The sequence below is a fragment of the Cobetia sp. genome (genome assembly GCF_983723665.1).
This window is the reverse complement of sequence record NZ_CFDJES010000052.1, coordinates 12,126-15,068: the sequence shown is the minus strand read 5'-3', so window position 1 is coordinate 15,068 and position 2,943 is coordinate 12,126. Positions and strand designations below refer to the sequence as shown.

General features: G+C 65.2%; 3 protein-coding genes. 2 read left to right on the top strand and 1 reads right to left on the bottom strand.

Features of this window, described 5'->3' with window-relative positions; genetic code table 11:
• Positions 1-106: 106 nt before the first annotated feature.
• Positions 107-901, bottom strand: a complete 795-nt coding sequence (locus tag AC4FAH_RS07275; RefSeq protein WP_153636514.1) for an inositol monophosphatase family protein — start codon at positions 899-901, stop codon at positions 107-109.
• Between the two features lie 505 nt (positions 902-1,406).
• On the opposite strand from AC4FAH_RS07275, the gene AC4FAH_RS07270 reads away from it, so the two are divergent.
• The gene (locus tag AC4FAH_RS07270) at positions 1,407-2,204 is read left to right on the top strand and encodes an RNA methyltransferase (protein WP_153636515.1); all 798 of its coding nucleotides are present in this window, start codon (positions 1,407-1,409) and stop codon (positions 2,202-2,204) included.
• Positions 2,205-2,213: 9 nt separating this feature from the next.
• Positions 2,214-2,943: serine O-acetyltransferase (gene cysE, locus AC4FAH_RS07265; protein ID WP_490245822.1), on the top strand; the 730-nt coding region annotated here is incomplete at its 3' end.

The following is a 2,943-nucleotide window of genomic DNA, read 5'->3' as shown; positions in this document are numbered from 1 at the left end:
GGCACGGATCGCCAGGCACAAAAAAACCCCACCTCATGCGAGGTGGGGTTTTTTTCGTTCTCCAGACGGCCCCGAGGGCTGTCAGGTCACGTCGTCTTGCAGAGCCTTACAGGTGCGGCTGCATGGTCTGCGCCAGCGCCTTGTACAGACGTGCGCCAGCGGCCATCAGGGTGCCTTCGGCAACCACGACCGGCGTGCCGTCGGCACTGCCTGCCAGCGCGCCACATTCCTTCAGGAACAGGCTGACGATCTCGCTGTCACCGGCATCCAGACCCAGCACATAGACGGCATCGACGCGACCGGAGGCCAGCTCGAGCACGTCCAGCAGCGCACAGCCGCTGGTGCGCAGCATCTCGACCTGCGGGCCGACCTGCTGAACGATGGAGAGGTAGGTCGGCAGGTGACGCGGACGCTGCCAGCTTTCCGGCAGGCCCATCGCCAGACGCGCACCTTCGATGGCGGTGGCGTTGGTCACGCGGATACGGTGACCGGAGTGCTGGGCGCCACGCCCGCGGCTGACGATGTACTCTTCGTCAGTGAACGGTGCGATGACCACGGCGTGCTCGGCACGACCCTTGAACAGGCAGACCACGGACAGCGCGAAGCCGGAGGCCGCGGATGCCAGGTTGGAGTAACCGTGCACCGGCTCGATGCGCCAGTGGTAGTCAGAGCCCTGACCTTCACCATCGCGATGGTCGGTATAACGGCCGGAGAGACCGTGTTGCGGATAACCGCGCTCCAGCTGACGCACGATGTGCGCTTCGGCGCGACGTGCAGTGTCTGCAATGAAGGTGTCGAGATCGTTGTCGCCACGGGCGACTTCGATACGTTCACGAGCACGGACGAACTGCTCTGCGGCACCGCGTGCAGCACGCAGCGCAAATTGGACCATCGGATGCATGATCAAGGCCTTGACGAGTCGGGAGCTGTTAAAGAACGGGTGCCACGGCGCGTGAGACATCAACGCGGCGCAACACGGATCGAGCGAAACTGGGTGCAATCAGATCAGGCGGTCATGTAGCCCGTACAGGAATCCTGATACGGCGCGGGGCGCGCTGCATAGTGCAATGTATGCAGGCTGCCAGCCGCCACAGCACGCGGCGCCAGCGAGGGCGAACACATGTTGCGACATGACGGGACGGCGTAGTCTATCAGAGCTCGGCTCGAGCTGCCATTGCCTGCGACCACCCTCTGCCTGCGCGTCGCGTCCTTGCGCCCTGCCCGCGCGCGCCTCCCTCGGGCCGCTCTTGCCCTCAACACCGGCGGGAAACTGCTCCCTGACGCGGCTTCATGCTAGGATATCGGGTCCTGACGCGCGATTTATCGCTGAGTCTGCGTATGCGGATCACGCACTGCGCCAGCCGCGTCGGCCGACCCGCCCTTCAATTGCTATCCTGGAAGTCCTCATGCTTGAACGTCTGCGCATTGTCCTGATTGGCACCAGCCATCCCGGCAACATTGGTGGTGCAGCCCGCGCCATGCTCAATATGGGCCTGGCCGATCTCGCACTGGTCGCGCCGCGATGTCAGGTGCAATGCCAGGAATCCGCCTCACGCGCCTCGGGTGCCGATGCACTCGTCGCCAGCGCCTCGGTGCACGAGACGCTGGAAGAGGCCGTGGCGGATTGCAGTCTGGTGGTCGGCTGCAGCGCACGTTCGCGCAACCTGCCGTGGCCGATGATCACGCCGCGCGCCTTCGGTGCCACCCTGGCCGATGAAGCCCGCCTGCCGGATGCCCGTGTGGCCATCGTCTTCGGCCGCGAGGATTCCGGACTCTCCAATGAAGAGCTGCAGCGCTGCCACCGCCACGTGCACATCCCGACCAATCCGGATTTCAGCTCGCTGAATCTGGCCGCGGCGGTGCAGGTGCTGGCCTATGAGTGCCGCCAGGCGTGGCTGGCCGAACAGGAAGCCGCCGGCGAGACGCCGCGTGCCGAGGATGACCAGCCGTTCGGCATCGACTGGGACAGCCCGCTGGCCAGCCATGCCGACCTCGAGCGCCTGTTCGAGCATCTCGAGAAGACACTGATCAGCGTCGACTTCCTCGATCCGGAACAGCCGCGCCAGCTGATGGCACGCCTGCGTCGCCTCTATCTGCGCGCGCGTCCGGACAGCATGGAAATCAACATTCTGCGCGGCATTCTTTCCGCGGTGGACAAGCAGGTTCGCCTGGCACAAGCCGACACGGCCAACCGCACTTCCTGAGGACACGCCATGTTCACTCGACTGCGTGAAGACATCGATAGCGTGTTTGCCCGTGATCCGGCAGCGCGCAACTTCTTTGAAGTCCTGACCAACTATCCGGGCCTGCATGCGCTGGTGGCCCATCGCATCAATCACTGGCTATGGCGCCACAACGCCAAATGGCTGGCGCGCACCGGCTCGACCCTGATGCGCTGGCTGACCGGCATCGAGATCCACCCGGGCGCCACCATCGGTCGGCGCTTCTTCATCGACCACGGCATGGGCGTCGTGATCGGCGAGACCGCCCTGATCGGCGATGACGTGACCCTCTATCACGGCGTCACCCTCGGCGGCACCACCTGGAACGCCGGCAAGCGCCACCCGACCCTCGGCGATGGTGTCATCGTCGGTGCCGGCGCCAAGATTCTCGGCCCGTTCACCGTCGGTGCCGGCGCCAAGGTCGGCTCCAATGCCGTGGTCACGCGTGAAGTGCCTGCCGGCGCCACCGTCGTCGGCATTCCCGGCAAGATCGTCAAGCGCGCCGAGCCGGATGTGGCAGAGGAGCCGTCGGTCGACCCGGAAAGCCGCGAGGCCATGAAGGAGAAGTTCGGCTTCGATGCCTACGGCATGGGCCAGGACATGCCCGATCCGGTCGCGCGCTCCATGCACGCGATGCTCGATCACATGCATGCCGTGGACAAGCGCATCGAACAGATGTGCGGCACGCTGCGCAAGCTGGATGCCAGCTATCGCGCCGGGC

Coding starts and splice junctions, on each gene's coding strand:
- AC4FAH_RS07275 (WP_153636514.1), bottom strand. CDS start 901: ATGCATCCGATGGTCCAATTTGCGCTGCGTGCTGCACGCGGTGCCGCA.
- AC4FAH_RS07270 (WP_153636515.1), top strand. CDS start 1,407: ATGCTTGAACGTCTGCGCATTGTCCTGATTGGCACCAGCCATCCCGGC.